General features: G+C 72.3%; 11 protein-coding genes. 2 read left to right on the forward strand and 9 right to left on the reverse strand.

The genetic code is table 11. The features are described from left to right. Positions 1–743: 743 nt before the first annotated feature. The 5 genes from HW130_RS21830 to HW130_RS21850 form a co-directional block, all read right to left on the reverse strand. Positions 744–911: a hypothetical protein gene (locus tag HW130_RS21830; protein ID WP_177151359.1), complete on the reverse strand. Its 168-nt coding sequence runs from the start codon at positions 909–911 to the stop codon at positions 744–746. Between the two features lie 312 nt (positions 912–1,223). Continuing rightward, a complete protein-coding gene (locus HW130_RS21835) occupies positions 1,224–2,684 on the reverse strand; it encodes an aldehyde dehydrogenase family protein (protein WP_177151360.1) in 1,461 nt (486 codons plus the stop codon). 165 nt (positions 2,685–2,849) lie between these two features. Continuing rightward, complete coding sequence (locus HW130_RS21840) at positions 2,850–3,803, reverse strand: EamA family transporter (protein WP_177151361.1); 954 nt, start codon at positions 3,801–3,803, stop codon at positions 2,850–2,852. Between the two features lie 338 nt (positions 3,804–4,141). Further along, the gene (locus tag HW130_RS21845; RefSeq protein ID WP_177151362.1) at positions 4,142–5,713 is read right to left on the reverse strand and encodes a PucR family transcriptional regulator; all 1,572 of its coding nucleotides are present in this window, start codon (positions 5,711–5,713) and stop codon (positions 4,142–4,144) included. 95 nt (positions 5,714–5,808) lie between these two features. Next, positions 5,809–7,926: an ATP-binding protein gene (locus tag HW130_RS21850; protein WP_177151363.1), complete on the reverse strand. Its 2,118-nt coding sequence runs from the start codon at positions 7,924–7,926 to the stop codon at positions 5,809–5,811. A 652-nt stretch (positions 7,927–8,578) separates the two neighbouring features. On the opposite strand from HW130_RS21850, the gene gabT reads away from it, so the two are divergent. Next, complete coding sequence (gabT, locus tag HW130_RS21855) at positions 8,579–9,922, forward strand: 4-aminobutyrate--2-oxoglutarate transaminase (protein WP_177151364.1); 1,344 nt, start codon at positions 8,579–8,581, stop codon at positions 9,920–9,922. Positions 9,923–10,235: 313 nt separating this feature from the next. Beyond that, positions 10,236–10,844, forward strand: coding sequence for a phosphatase PAP2 family protein (locus HW130_RS21860; RefSeq protein WP_177151365.1), 609 nt, complete (start codon positions 10,236–10,238; stop codon positions 10,842–10,844). A 213-nt stretch (positions 10,845–11,057) separates the two neighbouring features. Here HW130_RS21860 and HW130_RS21865 read toward each other — a convergent pair whose 3' ends face one another. From HW130_RS21865 to HW130_RS21880, 4 genes are read right to left on the reverse strand one after another with little or no spacing between them, the layout of a single operon-like run. Beyond that, on the reverse strand, positions 11,058–12,470 hold the full coding sequence (locus HW130_RS21865) for an FAD-binding oxidoreductase (protein ID WP_177151366.1): 1,413 nt from the start codon (positions 12,468–12,470) through the stop codon (positions 11,058–11,060). Between the two features lie 28 nt (positions 12,471–12,498). After that, positions 12,499–13,296 carry an ABC transporter permease gene (locus tag HW130_RS21870; protein WP_177151367.1) on the reverse strand — a complete coding sequence of 266 codons (798 nt, stop codon included), beginning with the start codon at positions 13,294–13,296 and terminating at the stop codon, positions 12,499–12,501. Beyond that, positions 13,296–14,225 (reverse strand): ABC transporter permease, encoded by a 930-nt coding sequence (locus tag HW130_RS21875; RefSeq protein WP_177151368.1) that lies wholly within the window; start codon positions 14,223–14,225, stop codon positions 13,296–13,298. Before HW130_RS21875 ends, HW130_RS21870 begins: the two co-directional genes overlap by 1 nt. After that, positions 14,222–15,373 (reverse strand): ABC transporter ATP-binding protein, encoded by a 1,152-nt coding sequence (locus HW130_RS21880; protein WP_177151369.1) that lies wholly within the window; start codon positions 15,371–15,373, stop codon positions 14,222–14,224. The genes HW130_RS21875 and HW130_RS21880 overlap by 4 nt, the downstream gene beginning before the upstream one ends. Positions 15,374–15,384 lie beyond the last annotated feature (11 nt).

The following is a 15,384-nucleotide window of genomic DNA, read 5'->3' on the forward strand; positions in this document are numbered from 1 at the left end:
AGGTTGAGGTCTTCGAGTGAGTAGCTTCTCACCTCCGCGTCCCCTGAGGGGCGTTGGGCTCAGGGGTACCAATCCGACGCCTACCTGATATGACGGAGAACACGCCAGTACCGAAAAATCGGTGGCTCCGAGGTTTGGAATCGGGTGGGCGGCGCAGACGGATTTATGCGTGGGCGCGTGTCGATAAGAGGCGCTCCATGGGTTTCATCGATTGGATTCTTATGGGCCTGCCCTGCCCGGCGGAATCATCAATGAAGGACCTGATACCGGGCCCGGACCCGGAGTACATGATCCTGGGTGGCTCAGCAAGGTCACTTCTTTTGGCTGTCTGTCGTCTGATGGCCGACAGGAGGCACGCGTGATGTTCGCCTCGAGGCGGCGCGGACGTAAGAGGCGCAGGCGTCGGGCCCTCGCTCGCTGGAAGCCTCGATCCGTCCGCCGCCGCATGTTCGTGCGATTCGCGGCGTGGGGGGTGCGACTGACGATGTGGGGCATGGGACTGGCGCTACGGCGTTTGCGACGCGCCGCGCTTCGTGCCTAGTGGCGCCCGAGGCTCTTGAGGGTCTGAGGGACTGATCGCCCATGGTCGTCAGGGGGCGAAGCGACCAATACGGGCAAGGCCAGGCCGACGAGACCCGTCAGGGTCGCGCCGGCCGCTGGTCAACCTCGGTCCTCAGGGCTGGAGATCTCACGGTGGGGCCTGTTCGGGTCGGCGGCGACAGTAGACAGCCGCCGCACGGTCATCAGAACGTGCCCTTGCCCTTCTCCTTGGCCCGCCGCGCTTCGCCCCGGGCTTCCAGGGCGGCGCCCTTGGCTGCCAGGGTCTCCTTACCCATCGAATGGGCTGCCTTTTTCACAGCCCTGCCGGCAACTCGTTCGATCTCAGCCTTGGCTTTCTCTCCAGCACTCATGTCGGGTCCTTTCACGGTCCAGCCGTCTTTGCGTATGTCCCCGCAGCGGGCTCGCAAACGATGCGGACGGCTGGTTCTCGGTCGTCTCCCGTCGTGAGGACGGCACGTGGCGAAGCAGTGCGTGCAAGACGGCGTCGACGCCCTCACGGGCCGGCCCATCGGGGGTCACGTGGGTGAGCAGGCGGGCCAAAGCACGCAGCAGCGGGGGCGAGGCCATGACGCGGGGGTGGAGGATCGGCCGGAAGCCGGTCTGTGAAAAGCAACGGCCGGAGCCCCCGCACAGTGGGCTCCGGCCGTTGGTTCGGTGACGTACTAGAGGGCCAGGCCCGTGAGGACCAGCACTCGCTCGTACGTGTAGTCGTCCATCGCGAAGGCCACGCCCTCGCGGCCGACGCCGGACTGCTTCGCGCCGCCGTAGGGCATCTGGTCGGCGCGGTAGGACGGGACGTCGCCGACGATCACGCCGCCGACCTCCAGGGCGCGGTGGGCGCGGAAGGCGGTCTGCAGGTCGTGCGTGAACACGCCTGCCTGCAGGCCGTACTTGGAGTCGTTGACGGCGGCGAACGCCTCGTCCTCGCCGTCGACCTTCGTCACCGTCAGGACGGGGCCGAAGACCTCCTCGCAGGCGAGGGTGACGTCGGCGGGGACGTCGGTGAGGACGGTGGGCGCGTAGCTCGCGCCGTCGCGCTTGCCGCCGGTCAGCAGCTTCGCGCCGCCCTGGACGGCCTCGTCGACCCAGGACTCCACGCGCTTGGCGGCGTCCTCGCTGACGAGCGGGCCGACGTCGGTCGCCGAGTCGGACGGGTCACCGGTGACCTGGGCCTCGACCGCCGCGACGATCTTCGGCAGCAGCCGGTCGTAGACGGACGCGTCGGCGATCACGCGCTGCACGGAGATGCAGGACTGGCCGCCCTGGTAGTTGGAGAAGGTGGCGATACGGGTCGCCGCCCAGTCCAGGTCCTGCTCGCTCGCGAAGTCGGCGAGGACGACCGCCGCGCCGTTGCCGCCGAGCTCCAGCGTGCAGTGCTTGCGCGGGACCGAGTCCATGATCGCGTAGCCGACCTTGTCGGAGCCCGTGAAGGAGATGACCGGCAGGCGCTCGTCCTTCACGAGGGCCGGCATCTGCTCGTTCGGGACGGTCAGCACGGACCAGGAGCCGGCGGGCAGGTCGGTCTCGGCGAGCAGCTCACCGAGGATCAGCCCGGACAGCGGGGTGGCCGGGGCGGGCTTGAGGATGATCGGCGCGCCGACCGCGATCGCCGGAGCGATCTTGTGGGCGCACAGGTTCAGCGGGAAGTTGAACGGCGCGATGCCGAGGACGACGCCCTTGGGGAAGCGGCGGGTCAGCGCGAGGCGGCCCTGTCCGCCGGCGTCGGTGTCGAGCCGCTGGGCCTCGCCGCCGTTGAACCGGCGGGCCTCCTCTGCGGCGAAGCGGAAGACGGAGACGGCACGGCCGACCTCACCGCGCGCCCACTTGATCGGCTTGCCGTTCTCGGCGGAGATCAGCTGGGCGATCTCCTCGGTGCGCTCGACGAGGCGCTTCGAGACGTGGTCCAGGGCGGCGGCGCGTACGTGGGCCGGGGTCGCGGCGAACTCGTCGATCACGGCGTGCGCCGCGGCGACGGCCTCCTCGACCTGCGCCTCGGTGGGGACGGAGACCCGGCCGACGACCCGGCCGTCCCAGGGGGAGGTGACGTCGAAGGCGGCCTCGCCGGTGGCCTGGCGGCCGGCGAGCCAGAAGGCGTGGGTGGCTGCCCGATTCTCGTTTGGCATGTCCGGGTCCCGGCCCTTCCGAAGTAGATGGGGGTTGGTCTGTGCCCACCGTAGGACCGCGAACCGGCGGATGTGTTTGTCCGGGGTGTACTGGTCGCCGGGCGGTCTGCGACGCTTTGGCGAGAGAGCGGGACGCTGTCGCCGGGACGTGGGCCGAACGCCGGGTCAGCGGCGCCGTTCGGTGCTGACGATGAGGCACACACCGGCCACGACGACCGCACCGCCGACGGCGATCGGCCAGGACAGCCGCTCGTCCAGGAGGAGCGCGCCCAGCAGCACGGCGACGACCGGGTTGACGTAGGCGTACGTCGCCACGAGGGACAGCGGAGCGGAGTGCAGCAGCCAGGCGTACGCGGTGAACGCCATCAGCGAACCGAAGACGATCAGGTAGGCGAGGGCGGTCCAGGACCGGGCGGACACGTCCTCGGGGCGGAACCCGTGCTGCTCGCCGCGGGAGAGGGCGACGGCGGCGCAGCCGAGGCCTCCCGCGACCATCTCGTACGCGCTGGCCGCGAACGGGTTGGCCGGCATCGGGATGCGGGACGAGGAGAACGAGCCGACCGCCCACAGGACGGTCGCGACGACCACCGTGAGCACGCCGCCGATCCGCACGTCGCCGCTGAGCCCGGGCAGGGTGAGGACGGCGAGTCCGGCGAGACCCAGCAGCACGCCGAGGTAGGCGCCGGGGCCGGGGCGTTCGCCGAAGGACCTGCGCAGGACGACGACCCACGCGGGGACGACGGCGATCAGCAGGGCGGTCAGTCCGGAGGGCACCGAGGTCTCGGCGAGGACGACGAGCCCGTTGCCGCCCAGGAGCAGCAGCAGGCCGACGAGAGCGGCGGAGCCGAGCTGGGCCCGCGTGACCTTCAGCGCCGAGGGCCCGTAGCGCCAGGCGACGAGCGCGCCGAGGACGATGCCCGCGACGACGAACCGGGCGGCGGCCGACAGGAAGGGCGGCATGGTCTCGACCACGACATGGATGCCGAGGTAGGTCGACCCCCAGACGACGTACACGATGACGAGGGCGGCCCAGACGGCACCGCTGATCCGCCGCCCCTGGGGAACAGCGGGCTCGACGCCCTCGACGGTCACGTCCTGGCCGGTAACGCGTGGGGGCATCGGTGCTCCTCGTGTCCTCCGTGCGCGGGCCTGCCGTCGGCCGGCGCTCGCGATCACAAGCCAGGAAGATAGGAAGTCACGGAGTGAACTGCAAAGATTCTGCCCGGGATCGGGCAGACGGACGGCAAATTCTTCACTACGGTGGGAGCTTTTCCGCCACCGGTGGAGTTTTCACCTCTCGGGGGCACGAGGCGCGCGGGCGGGCGCGGCCCGGCAGCCCACGCGCGCCGTGGGGGCACGGGGCGCGACGTCACCCGGCCCGGAGCGCCGGCCTGGGCAGCCCGTGCCGTCGGGGTGCCGAAGTCCCGGGAGGCACGGGGCACATGTGCTCGGCGACGTCAGTCGGACGCGGGGGCCGACGTCGTCTTCAGGGACAGCCACAGCTCCATCCGGACGTCCGGGTCGTCCAGGGAGCGGCCGAGGATCTCCTCGACGCGGCGCATCCGGTAGCGCAGCGTGTGGCGGTGCACGCCGAGGTCCGCCGCCGCCGCGTCCCACTGGCCGTGGCGGGACAGCCAGGCGCGCAGCGACGCGACGAGGTCGCCGCGGCCGGTGGCGTCGTGCTCGTGGAGGGCGCGCAGCATGCCGTCGGCGAAGGCGCGCACGGCGTCGTCCGCAAGCAGCGGCAGGATCGAACCGGCCGCGAGCTCCTCGTGCTCGACCAGCGCGCGGCCCCGCCGCCGGGCCACCGACAGCGCCTGCTCGGCCTGCTTGTACGCCCCGGCGGCCGCTATCGGCCCCGTCGGCGCGGAGAGCCCGACGACGGTCTCCGCGTCCTCGGCCTCCTTGTCCGCGTACGCCGCCGTGCAGGCGGCGACCACCGCGCCGCCGTCCGCGGCCAGCACCGCCAGTCGGCCGTCGCTGTCCGGCACGACGAGCACCGCCTCGCCGGCCCGGGACGCCGACGACTCCAGTGATTCGGCGAACGCGGCGAGCGGGTCACCGCCGGCTTCGGTGTCCGGCTCTCCCGAGAGCTCGGCGATCAGCAGCCGGAAAGGAGCGTCGAGCAGCCCGCCGTACAGGTCGCCCGCGACCGCGCGGGCGTGGTCCGGCTGACCGGCCAGCAGCATCCGCAGCACCGCGGCGCCGAGGCGCTGTTCCGCGGCCTGGAGCGAGCGGGACCGTTCCGTGGCGAGCGTGAGCAGGGCGACGGCCGAGTGGACCGCGTAGCGCTCGGCCGTGCCGAGGGGCGCCCCGGTGCCTACGGCGAGCGCGCCGCGCACACGGCGGCCGGAGCCGAGGGACTGCAGCTCGACCCGGTCGTCGCCCTCCGCACCGCCGACGACCGCGCTCGCGGGCGCGGACCGCTCCCGCAGCCGTTCCACGTCGCCCGTGAAACGGGCGGCCCGGCGGGCCGCCCACTCGGGAGCGGCGGCCACGACAGCGCCGGAGGTGTCGTACAGGGCGGCCCAGCCGTCGACGTGCGCGGCGAGCCGGGCCACGACGGCGGCCGGCCCCTCGGCGAGCGCCGCACGGGTCATCTCGCGCTGTGCCTCGAAACCGGCGGTCACGGCCCGGTACTGGTCGGCGGCGATCGCGGCCGAGACCGCCTTGGAGATGGCGATGAACGGTGTGCGGCGCGGCACCGCGAGCAGCGGCAGCCGCTCCTCCTTCGCCGCCTCGACCAGCGCGTCGGGCACGTCCTCGTAGTTGACGCCGACCGCGAAGCCGAGGCCGACCACGCCCGCCGCGACGAGCCTGCGCACATAGCGCCGCATCGCCTCGGGGTCCTCGGCGTCCAGGGTCATGGCGGTGACGAGCAGCAGCTCGCCGCCCTCCAGGTAGGGCACGGGGTCGGCGAGCTCGCTGACATGGGCCCAGCGCACGGGCGTCTCGAGGCGGTCCTCACCGGCGCGCACGGTGAGCTTGAGCGCCGAGTGCTGGACGAGCGAGGCGAGGGTGGGCGGCATGGACCTGGGGCCCTTCGAGCAGAGGTGTGGTTTTCGCCGTCCCGTACGAACGGCCTACCTCGATTCTGCCAGGGCGTAGCAGTCCGGGAATCCGCTCAGGTCCGCAGGTCGACCAGGAGCGGCGGTGCGTGCTCTCCCCGGACGCTGGTCAGCGACAGTACCGCGTGGCCGGCGGGCAGCCCGTGCGCCAGGTCGGACGCCGACCAGCGGGGGCGTTCGACCTCGCGCACCGTCACCGCCTCGGCCGTCGCCGCCTTGCCGGTGGCCAGGCGGCGGATCATGTGCAACGCCTTGGTGAGCGGTTCGTCGGAGACGATCTGCCGGTTGGTGATGTCCCGGGTCTGCACCCACTCGGTGCCCCAGGTCTCGGCGAAGTGCCCGCCGTCCCAGGGGGCGAGCCCGGCGAACGCCATGCGGCAGCCGACCGCGCCGAGCAGCGGTCCGCGCAGCGGCTCCGGCACGTCCTCCAGCGTCCGCAGCGCGAACACGACGCCCGCGTTGGCGCTGCGCAGCCGCTGCACGGCGCGCACCGAGTCGCCGGTGACCGTGTACGAGGCGTCGTCGAGGACCAGGCAGGCGAACAGCGAGCGGTCGGTGCGGGTCAGCGCGGCCTCGGTGAACTGGGCCAGCACCAGCCGCGCGATGATCCGGGACGCCTCGGCGTGGCCGCGCTCGGGAAGGTCGATACGGACCCGCAGCGGATGCTCGATCGAGCGCAGCGAGAACTGCCGGCCGTCGCCGTCGGTACGGAAGAAGTCCGCGAAGGCGGGCCGGTCCAGGAACGCGATCCGCTCGGCGAGCAGGACGCCGATGTCGTCGCCGCGCGCCGACTGCCGTTCGCGGGCGTCGAGTTCGCGCAGCTGCGAGGCCTCTCCCGCGGCCTCCAGCGCCGAGCGCAGGCCGTCCAGGGCCGCGGGCGCGCCGCCGAGGAGTTCGCGCAGTTCCGGGACCGCCGGGAAGCGGCCGTGGACGCACTGGTAGGGACCGATGAGCTGGGCGAGGGCGGTGGCGGCGCGGCGGCTGTCCCCGCCGGTCAGGCCGGCCGCGAGGTCGCCGACGAGCGCCTCGGCGAGCATGCGGGCGGCCTCGTCGGGGTCGTCGGCGCCGCCGTACAGATCGAGGTCGTGGGTGGATCCGGGCCGGCCCACGGAGACGACCAGGTCGAAGTCGCCGTCCGGGGCGACGGCGGAGCCGTGGGCGGTGACGGCGACGACGGCGGCGCGGTTGGCGAGGGCGAGCAGGCACAGCGACTCGACGACGGGGCGGACGAGCCGCACGCTCTTGCCGGACCCCGAGGGGCCGACGGCGAGCAGCGAGGTCCCGAGCAGCGCGGGCTCCAGGGCCACGCCGGTGGTGCGCCGGGCGTAGGGATTGCGGGCGTCGTCGACGACGGTGCCGATCTTGACCTGGCCGGTGACCAGATCGTGGGTGGCGGTGCGTACGGGCAGGTCCCGCAGGCCCGAGGGGTGGGCGCAGGCGGCGGGCCCGTGCCTGCGGACGGTGTCCGCGAAGGCGGCGAGCCGTTCGGGCCGGGCGTGGACGCCCTGCCAGGCGCGCCGGATGCGGGCGTAGTCGACGTCGCCGAGCGCCCCGGAACGGGCGGCCTCGCCGAGGCGCGCGGCGGCGTCGGCAAGCCCGGCGCCGCGCAGCTCGGGCCAGTCGGCGAGGTCGGCTTCGGGCGTGGGCGGCGCGGGGCGGGCGGGTTTGCGGCGGCGGACGACGTAGCGCTGCCAGATCTCGGGCACATGGCCGACGCGGGCGAAGAACACCAGCATTCCGCCGCCGACCACGGCGTAGTAGACGTAGCTGGCGTTGGCCCAGGTGGTGGCGTCCGCGCGCCAGGAGTCGGGGGTGAGCACGAGGAGGGGCCACAGCCAGTAGCGGCCGAGGTAGCCGTTCCAGAGCAGGGACCACAGCAGCCAGCCGCTGAGCAGCGAGACGAGCGCGCCGGAGAACAGCCGCCTGGCCGGGACGAGTTCGGGCTCCTCCTGAGGGCGCGGGCGGTGCCCGAGCCGCCATACCCCGGGCTCGGCCTGGGGCCGCGGGGTGCGCAGCCACTCCAGCACGGCGGGGCGGGTGGTGGGGGCGTGCCCCGGCACGGCGGGCGTGCCCGGCGGCATGGGCGGTGCGGGTGCCTCGGGCGGCGGTCCGGCCGGACGGGGCACGGGATTGGCGCGTGTGCCGCGTGCGTCGAATGTGCCTTCGGATTCCATTGAACCGCTGCCCCCTGACCAGCCAGGCCCGCTCTTTGCACCGTCAATCTAGTGCCCCCGCGCGGGTAGTTCAGCGACTCGCGCGGGTGTGGTCGTGCCCGCGGTCGCCGTACGGGGCCGTCGCCCCCGCCGAGTGACGTGCCGCTCCGGCGCCGGGCCGCACGGCCGGCTGGTGCCGTGACCCCGTTCGCCGAGCGCAACCCGGAGACCGACGGCCGCTTCGGGCAGCACCCGCCCTTGCGGCCGGCCTGCCGCCTTCGCCCGGCACCTCCCGTGCGCCGAGCGGCCGAGCGGGCCGCACGCGCCCGGCGGGGGGGCAGCAGGCCACCCGGTCGGATGGCCTCCGCCCCGCCGGACGACGGCGTGCCTGGACACCAACGGCCCGATACGGCCGCCCGCGCCCGGTCCCGAGCGGCACGCCGGGGCGGGGGGCAGCACCCCGCCCCGTGCGTCCGGCGTCGCGGGCCCGGAGCCGATCCGCCCGCCGGGGGAGACGCCCGGCCGCCCCGGCCCTCGCGCGCCCCCGCCTATGGCCGTCGAGGACAACGACACACCCCCAACACTCCCGAACGGCGCATGCCCGCATCCCCTCCCCGCACCTAGCCTGCGGAGAAAGACAAGAAGCGTCCGGATACACCCCCAGGAGCCCCTCATGACCGCAATCCCGCAGGAGCGCCGCGTCGTCACCGCCATCCCCGGCCCGAAGTCGCAGGAGCTTCAGGCCCGCCGTACGGCCACGGTCGCCGGCGGTGTGGGGTCCGTGCTGCCCGTCTTCACGGCCCGTGCGGGCGGCGGGATCATTGAGGACATCGACGGCAACCGCCTGATCGACTTCGGCTCCGGCATCGCCGTGACCTCGGTCGGCGCCTCCGCCGAGGCCGTCGTGCGCCGCGCCTCCGCGCAGCTCGCCGACTTCACCCACACCTGTTTCATGGTCACCCCGTACGAGGGCTACGTGGAGGTCTGCGAGGCGCTCGCCGAGCTGACCCCGGGCGACCACGCCAAGAAGTCCGCGCTGTTCAACTCGGGCGCCGAGGCCGTCGAGAACGCCGTCAAGATCGCCCGCGCGTACACCAAGCGCCAGGCCGTCGTCGTGTTCGACCACGGCTACCACGGCCGCACCAACCTCACGATGGCGCTGACCGCCAAGAACATGCCGTACAAGCACGGCTTCGGCCCGTTCGCCCCCGAGGTCTACCGCGTCCCGGTCGCCTACGGCTACCGCTGGCCCACCGGCCCCGAGAACTGCGGCCCCGAGGCCGCCGCCCAGGCCATCGACCAGATCACCAAGCAGATCGGCGCCGAGAACGTCGCCGCGATCATCATCGAGCCGGTCCTCGGCGAGGGCGGCTTCATCGAGCCGGCCAAGGGCTTCCTGCCGGCGATCGTGAAGTTCGCCAACGACAACGGCATCGTCTTCGTCGCCGACGAGATCCAGTCCGGCTTCTGCCGCACCGGCCAGTGGTTCGCCTGCGAGGACGAGGGCATCGTCCCGGACCTGATCACCACCGCCAAGGGCATCGCGGGCGGCCTGCCGCTCGCCGCCGTCACCGGCCGCGCCGAGATCATGGACGCCCCGCACGCGGGCGGCCTCGGCGGCACCTACGGCGGCAACCCGGTGGCCTGCGCCGGTGCGCTCGGCTCCATCGAGACGATGAAGGAGCTCGACCTCAACGGCAAGGCCAAGCGCATCGAGGAGATCATGAAGGGCCGCCTCGCCGAGATCCGGAAGAACGCCCCGAACGGCGCGATCATCGGCGACATCCGCGGCCGCGGCGCCATGATCGCGATCGAACTGGTGAAGGACCCGGAGACCAAGGAGCCGAACGCGGAGGCCGCCGGCGCGCTCGCCAAGGCGTGCCACGCCGAGGGCCTGATCGTCCTCACCTGCGGCACCTACGGCAACGTGCTGCGCTTCCTGCCCCCGCTGGTCATCGGCGAGGACCTCCTGAACGAGGGCCTGGACATCATCGAGCAGGCGTTCGCAGGCATCTGACCGGGGACGACGCAGCCGCTCTGTGAAGAGAGTGTGGGGGGCCGATGGCGGGATGGGAATCCGTCTGTCGGTCACCCCGGCCTCTGCCGTACGGTTTCTGCAGATGAGAGAAACACCCAGCTCGCGGGGAACCGCGGGCGACCCCGGGCCGGAGCCCCCCCCAGCCCCGACCCGGTCGTGCCACAGCGCACACCACTGGAGCCTCACGCTCCGGAACTCCTCACCGATCGGATGGCCGCCCGCCCCAAACCCCCCGGGGCGCGCGGCGAACCGGTCCGGCCGGCCGCATCGGAACCACCCCCCCCCTGTTCCGATGCGGCCGGCCTCTCGGCGTCTGCGGGCCGCCGCGCTCGCGGTGTGCTGCACGCTCTTCGCACTGATCACCTGGCAGGTCGCCGCGCACGGACCGCTGCGGAGGGCGGACGAACGCCTCGGGCGCGCCGTCTTCCGCGACGTGCCCGACGCGCTGACCGAACCGCTCGCCGACCTCGGCAGCATGACCGTCGCCCTGCCCGTGCTCGCCGCCGCCCTCGTGTGGACGCTGTGGCGCAGCGGACGGTGGCGGCCCGTGGCGGCCACCGTGCTCGTCATGGCGGCGGTGCCCGCGCTGGTGATCCCGCTCAAGGCGTGGATCGCCCGCCCGGGGCCGCTGGAGCCGGGCACGGGCTGGTACCCGTCGGGGCACACCGCGACCGCGATGGTCGCCTACTGCGGCGCCGCGCTGCTCCTCGCCCCGCACACGCGCCGCCGGTGGCCGATGCCTGTCGCCGCGGTGCTCACGGTGGCGACGGGCATCGGGCTCGTGCTGCGCGGCTACCACTGGCCGCTGGACGTGGCGGGCAGCTGGTGCCTGTTCGGCGCGGTGCTGCTGGTGCTCAGCTCCAGCCGGTCCGACCGGCCACGAAGCCGCCGTCGCGGGTGAGTTCGGCGTCGGCGGCCGTCGCGCGCTCTCAGCGCCCCCGGCCCTCACCGCCCGCCGTCCGGCCCGGGAAGGGCACGACCATCCAGGTGCCCTCGCCCCCCGTGCGGATGCCGGTGCCCACCCGGCGCCCGGCGGTGCCCGGCGGCACGAGGAAGCCCATGCGCGCCGCGCCGAACCCGGCGAGGACCCGTCCCAGCCGGTCGACCAGCCGGGTCAGCTGTCGAACCCGAGACCGAGCCGGTCCAGCGTCCGCAGCCACACATTGCGCCGCCCGCCGTTGGCGTCCGCCCTGGCCAGCGACCACTTGGTGAGCCCGATGCCGGCCCAGGCGACGGGCTCGGGCGGGAACGGCAGCGGCTTGCTGCGCACCATCGTCAACGCGGTGCGTTCGGTGCGCTCGCCGCCCAGAAGGTCGAGCATCACATCGGCGCCGAACCGGGTCGCGCCGACGCCGAGGCCGGTGAACCCCGCGGCGTAGGCGACCCTGCCGCGGTGCGCGGTGCCGAAGAACGCGGCGAACCGCGAGCACGTGTCGATGGCCCCGCCCCATGCATGGCTGAACCGGAGCCCCTCCAGCTGCGGGAAGCAGCGGAAGAAGTGCCCGGCGAGCCTCAGGTACGTCTCGGGCCGGTGGTCCAGCTCGGCGCTGAGCCGGCCGCCGAACGGATAGACCGCGTCGTAACCGCCCCACAGGATGCGGTGGTCGGCGGTGATGCGGAAGTAGTGGAACTGGTTGGCGCTGTCGCCGAGTCCCTGCCTGCGCTTCCAGCCCACGGAGGCGAGCTGTTCGCTGCTGAGCGGTTCGGTCATCAGGGCGTAGTCGTAGACCGGAACGGTGTACGGGCGCACCCGCTTGACCAGTGACGGGAACACGTTGGTGCCGAGCGCGACCCGCCGGGCCAGGACACGGCCGTACGGGGTGCGTACGGCCATGCCCGGTCCGCAGGCCGCGAGTTCGAGCCCGCGGGTGTTCTCGTAGACGCGGACACCGAGGCCGAGGCACGCCCGCTTGAGTCCCCAGGCGAGCTTGGCCGGGTGCAGCATGGCGACGCCGTCGCGGTCCCACAGACCTCCGAGGAAGGTCGGCGAGTCGACCTCGGCGCGCACGGCGTCCCGGTCGAGCATCTCGAGTCCGCCGAAGCCGAGCCGGGTCGCCTCCTCGTGCAGCTCGTGGAGTTCGGTGAGCTGGTGGGGCTCGGTGGCCACGTCGATCTCGCCGGTGCGCTCGAAGTCGCAGTCGATCCCGTAGCGGGCGACGGTGTCCTCGATCGCGTCCAGGTTGCGCGCCCCGAGATCCTCCAGCTTCGCGATCTCGTCCGGCCAGCGGGCGAGGCCGTTGCCGAGGCCGTGGGTGAGGGATGCGGCGCAGAACCCGCCGTTGCGCCCGGAGGCGGCCCATCCCGCCTCCCGGCCCTCGATCAGGACGACGTCGCGCCCGGGGTCACGCTCCTTGGCGAGGAGCGCCGTCCACAGGCCGCTGTAGCCACCGCCGACGACGAGGAGGTCACAGCGTTCGGTGCCGGTGAGGGCGGGCAGCGCGCCCGGTCTGCCGGGGTCGTCCAGCCAGAAGGGGACGGGCTGGGCGTCGGCGAGCGACGAGGCGAAGGTCATGGCGGCGGGGGCCATGGTTTCCACTCCTTAGCGGCCCGGGGGCCTACTGGGGCAGCCCGGCTTTGTTGCGCCGGTTGCTGACGACCTGGCCCGCGACGACGATCAGCACGGCGACGGCGAACATGGCCGTGCCGATGACGTTGATCTGCACGGGCGTACCGCGCTGGGCCGAACCCCACACGAACATGGGGAAGGTGACGGTGTTTCCGGAGTTGAAGTTGGTGATGATGAAGTCGTCGAAGGACAGCGCGAAGGCGAGCATCGCACCGGCCGCGATTCCGGGGGCGGCGATCGGCAGGGTGACCCGCAGGAACGTCTGCACGGGTCCCGCGTACAGGTCGCGGGCGGCCTCCTCCAGACGCGGGTCCATCGACATCACGCGTGCCTTGACGGCAACCACCACGAAGCTGAGGCAGAACATGGTGTGGGCGATGAGGATGGTCCAGAAGCCCAGCTGTACGCCCAGGTTGAGGAAGAGCGTGAGCAGCGAGGCGGCCATCACCACCTCGGGCATCGCCATCGGCAGGAAGATCAGCGAGTTGATCGTGCCGCGTGCGCGGAAGCGGTACCGCACGAGCGCGAACGCGATCATCGTGCCGAGGAGGGTCGCGCCGATGGTCGCCCACAGCGCGATCTGCAGGGACAGCGTGAGCGAGCCGCACAGGTCGGCCACACCGCACGGGTCCTTCCACGCGTCGGTGGAGAACTCCTGCCAGGAGTAGTTGAACCGCCCCGCCGGCTTGTTGAAGGAGAACACCATCACGACGATGTTCGGCACGATCAGGTACGCGAGCGTCAGCAGGCCCGCGACCACCACGAGGTTGCGCTTTATCCAACGCATCAGACCAGGTCCTCCGTTCCGGCCCGGCGGATGTAGACGGTGACCATGATCAGCACGATCGCCATCAGGATGAACGACAGCGCGGCCGCCGTCGGGTAGTCGAGCACCCGCAGGAACTGCGACTGGATGACGTTGCCGATCATGCGCGTGTCGGTGGAGCCCAGCAGTTCGGCGTTGACGTAGTCGCCGCTCGCGGGGATGAACGTGAGCAGCGTTCCCGAGACGACGCCCGGCATGGACAACGGGAACGTCACCTTGCGGAAGACCGTGGCGGGCGTCGCGTACAGGTCGCCGGCCGCCTCGTGGAGCCGCGGATCGATCCGTTCCAAAGACGTGTACAGCGGAAGGATCATGAACGGCAGGAAGTTGTACGTCAGACCGGTGACGACGGCGAGCGGGGTGGCGAGGACGCGGTCGCCCTCGGTCATCCCGAGCCAGCTGGTGACGTCGAGGAACCCGACGGTGTTCAGGACCTCCACCACCGGTCCGCCGTCCGCGAGGATCGACTTCCAGGCGAGCGTACGGATCAGGAAGCTGGTGAAGAACGGGGCGATGACCAGCACCAGCAGGAGATTGCGCCAGCGGCCCGCCCGGAAGGCGATCAGGTAGGCGAGCGGGTAGCCGAGCAGCAGACACAGGACCGTGGCGGTGCCCGCGTACAGCAGCGACCGCAGGAACTGCGGGTAGTACTCGGTCAGCGCGTCCCAGTAGGTCGCGAAGTGCCAGGTGACCTCGAAGCCCTGCTCAAGGGAGCCGGTCTGCACGGAGGTCGACGCCTGGTAGACGAGCGGGAGCGCGAAGAACACGAGCAGCCACAGGATGCCCGGCAGCAGCAGCCAGTACGGGACGAGCCGGCGGCGCACGGAGGTCTTGTGGGCCGGTGGTCCGGCGGGGGTCGGGGCGGCGGGCGGCGCCTCGGTGACGGTCATGGCGTCTCCTCCACCGTCTCCACACCCGCGGTGATGTCCTGGGCTGCGTCGAGGCCGAAGGTGTGCTCCGGGTTCCAGTGCAGGACGACCTCGGCGCCCGGTACGAGCCCCGCGCGGTGCTCCACGTTCTGTGCGTAGACCTCGATCGCCCGGCCCGCGGGGCTCTCCACGACGTACTGCGTGGAGACGCCGATGAAGGAGGAGTCCACGATCCGGCCGGTGACGGCGTTCCGGCCGGGGGCGACGGAGTCTGCCTCGTCGGCGGCGGTGAGGGAGATCTTCTCGGGGCGTACGCCCACCAGCAGCCTGCCGCCGGCGCGCACCGCGTCGGGACAGCGGTCTGCGGGCAGACGCAGCTTGCCGCCGCTCGCGGTGACGACGACCTCGTCGCCGCTGCTGTCCACGACTTCCGCCTCGATGAGGTTGGAGGTGCCGAGGAAGTTGGCGACGAAGGTGGTGCGGGGGTTCTCGTAGAGCTCGGCGGGTGCGCCGAGCTGCTCGACCCGGCCGCCGTTCATGACCGCGACCGTGTCGGCCATGGTCATGGCCTCCTCCTGGTCGTGGGTGACGTGGACGAAGGTGATGCCGACCTCGGTCTGGATGCGCTTGAGCTCCAGCTGCATCTGGCGGCGCAGCTTCAGGTCGAGCGCGCCGAGCGGCTCGTCGAGCAGGAGGACCTGAGGGTGGTTGATCAGCGCGCGGGCGACGGCGACGCGCTGCTGCTGGCCGCCGGAGAGCTGGTGCGGCTTGCGGTGGGCGAAGTCGCCGAGCTGGACGAGGTCGAGCATGTCGCCGACCTGTTTCGTCACGGATTTGACGCCGCGGCGGCGCAGTCCGAAGGCGATGTTCTCGCGGATGCTCAGGTGCGGGAAGAGCGCGTAGCTCTGGAACACGGTGTTGACCGGGCGCTTGTGCGGCGGCAGGGCTGTGACGTCGCGCGCGCCGAGCGAGACGGTTCCGGTGGAGGGGTCCTCCAGGCCGGCGATCATGCGCAAGGTGGTGGTCTTTCCGCAGCCGGACGCGCCGAGCAGGGCGAAGAACGACCCCTGCGGGACGGTCAGGTCGAGCGGGTGGACGGCGGTGAAGGAGCCGTAGGTCTTGCTGATCCCGGAGAGGCGGACGTCGCCGCCCTCTGTCTTCTCAGTCATGGGTCGCGGTC

It is taken from the genome of Streptomyces sp. PKU-EA00015, assembly GCF_013387495.1.
GTDB lineage: Bacteria > Actinomycetota > Actinomycetes > Streptomycetales > Streptomycetaceae > Streptomyces.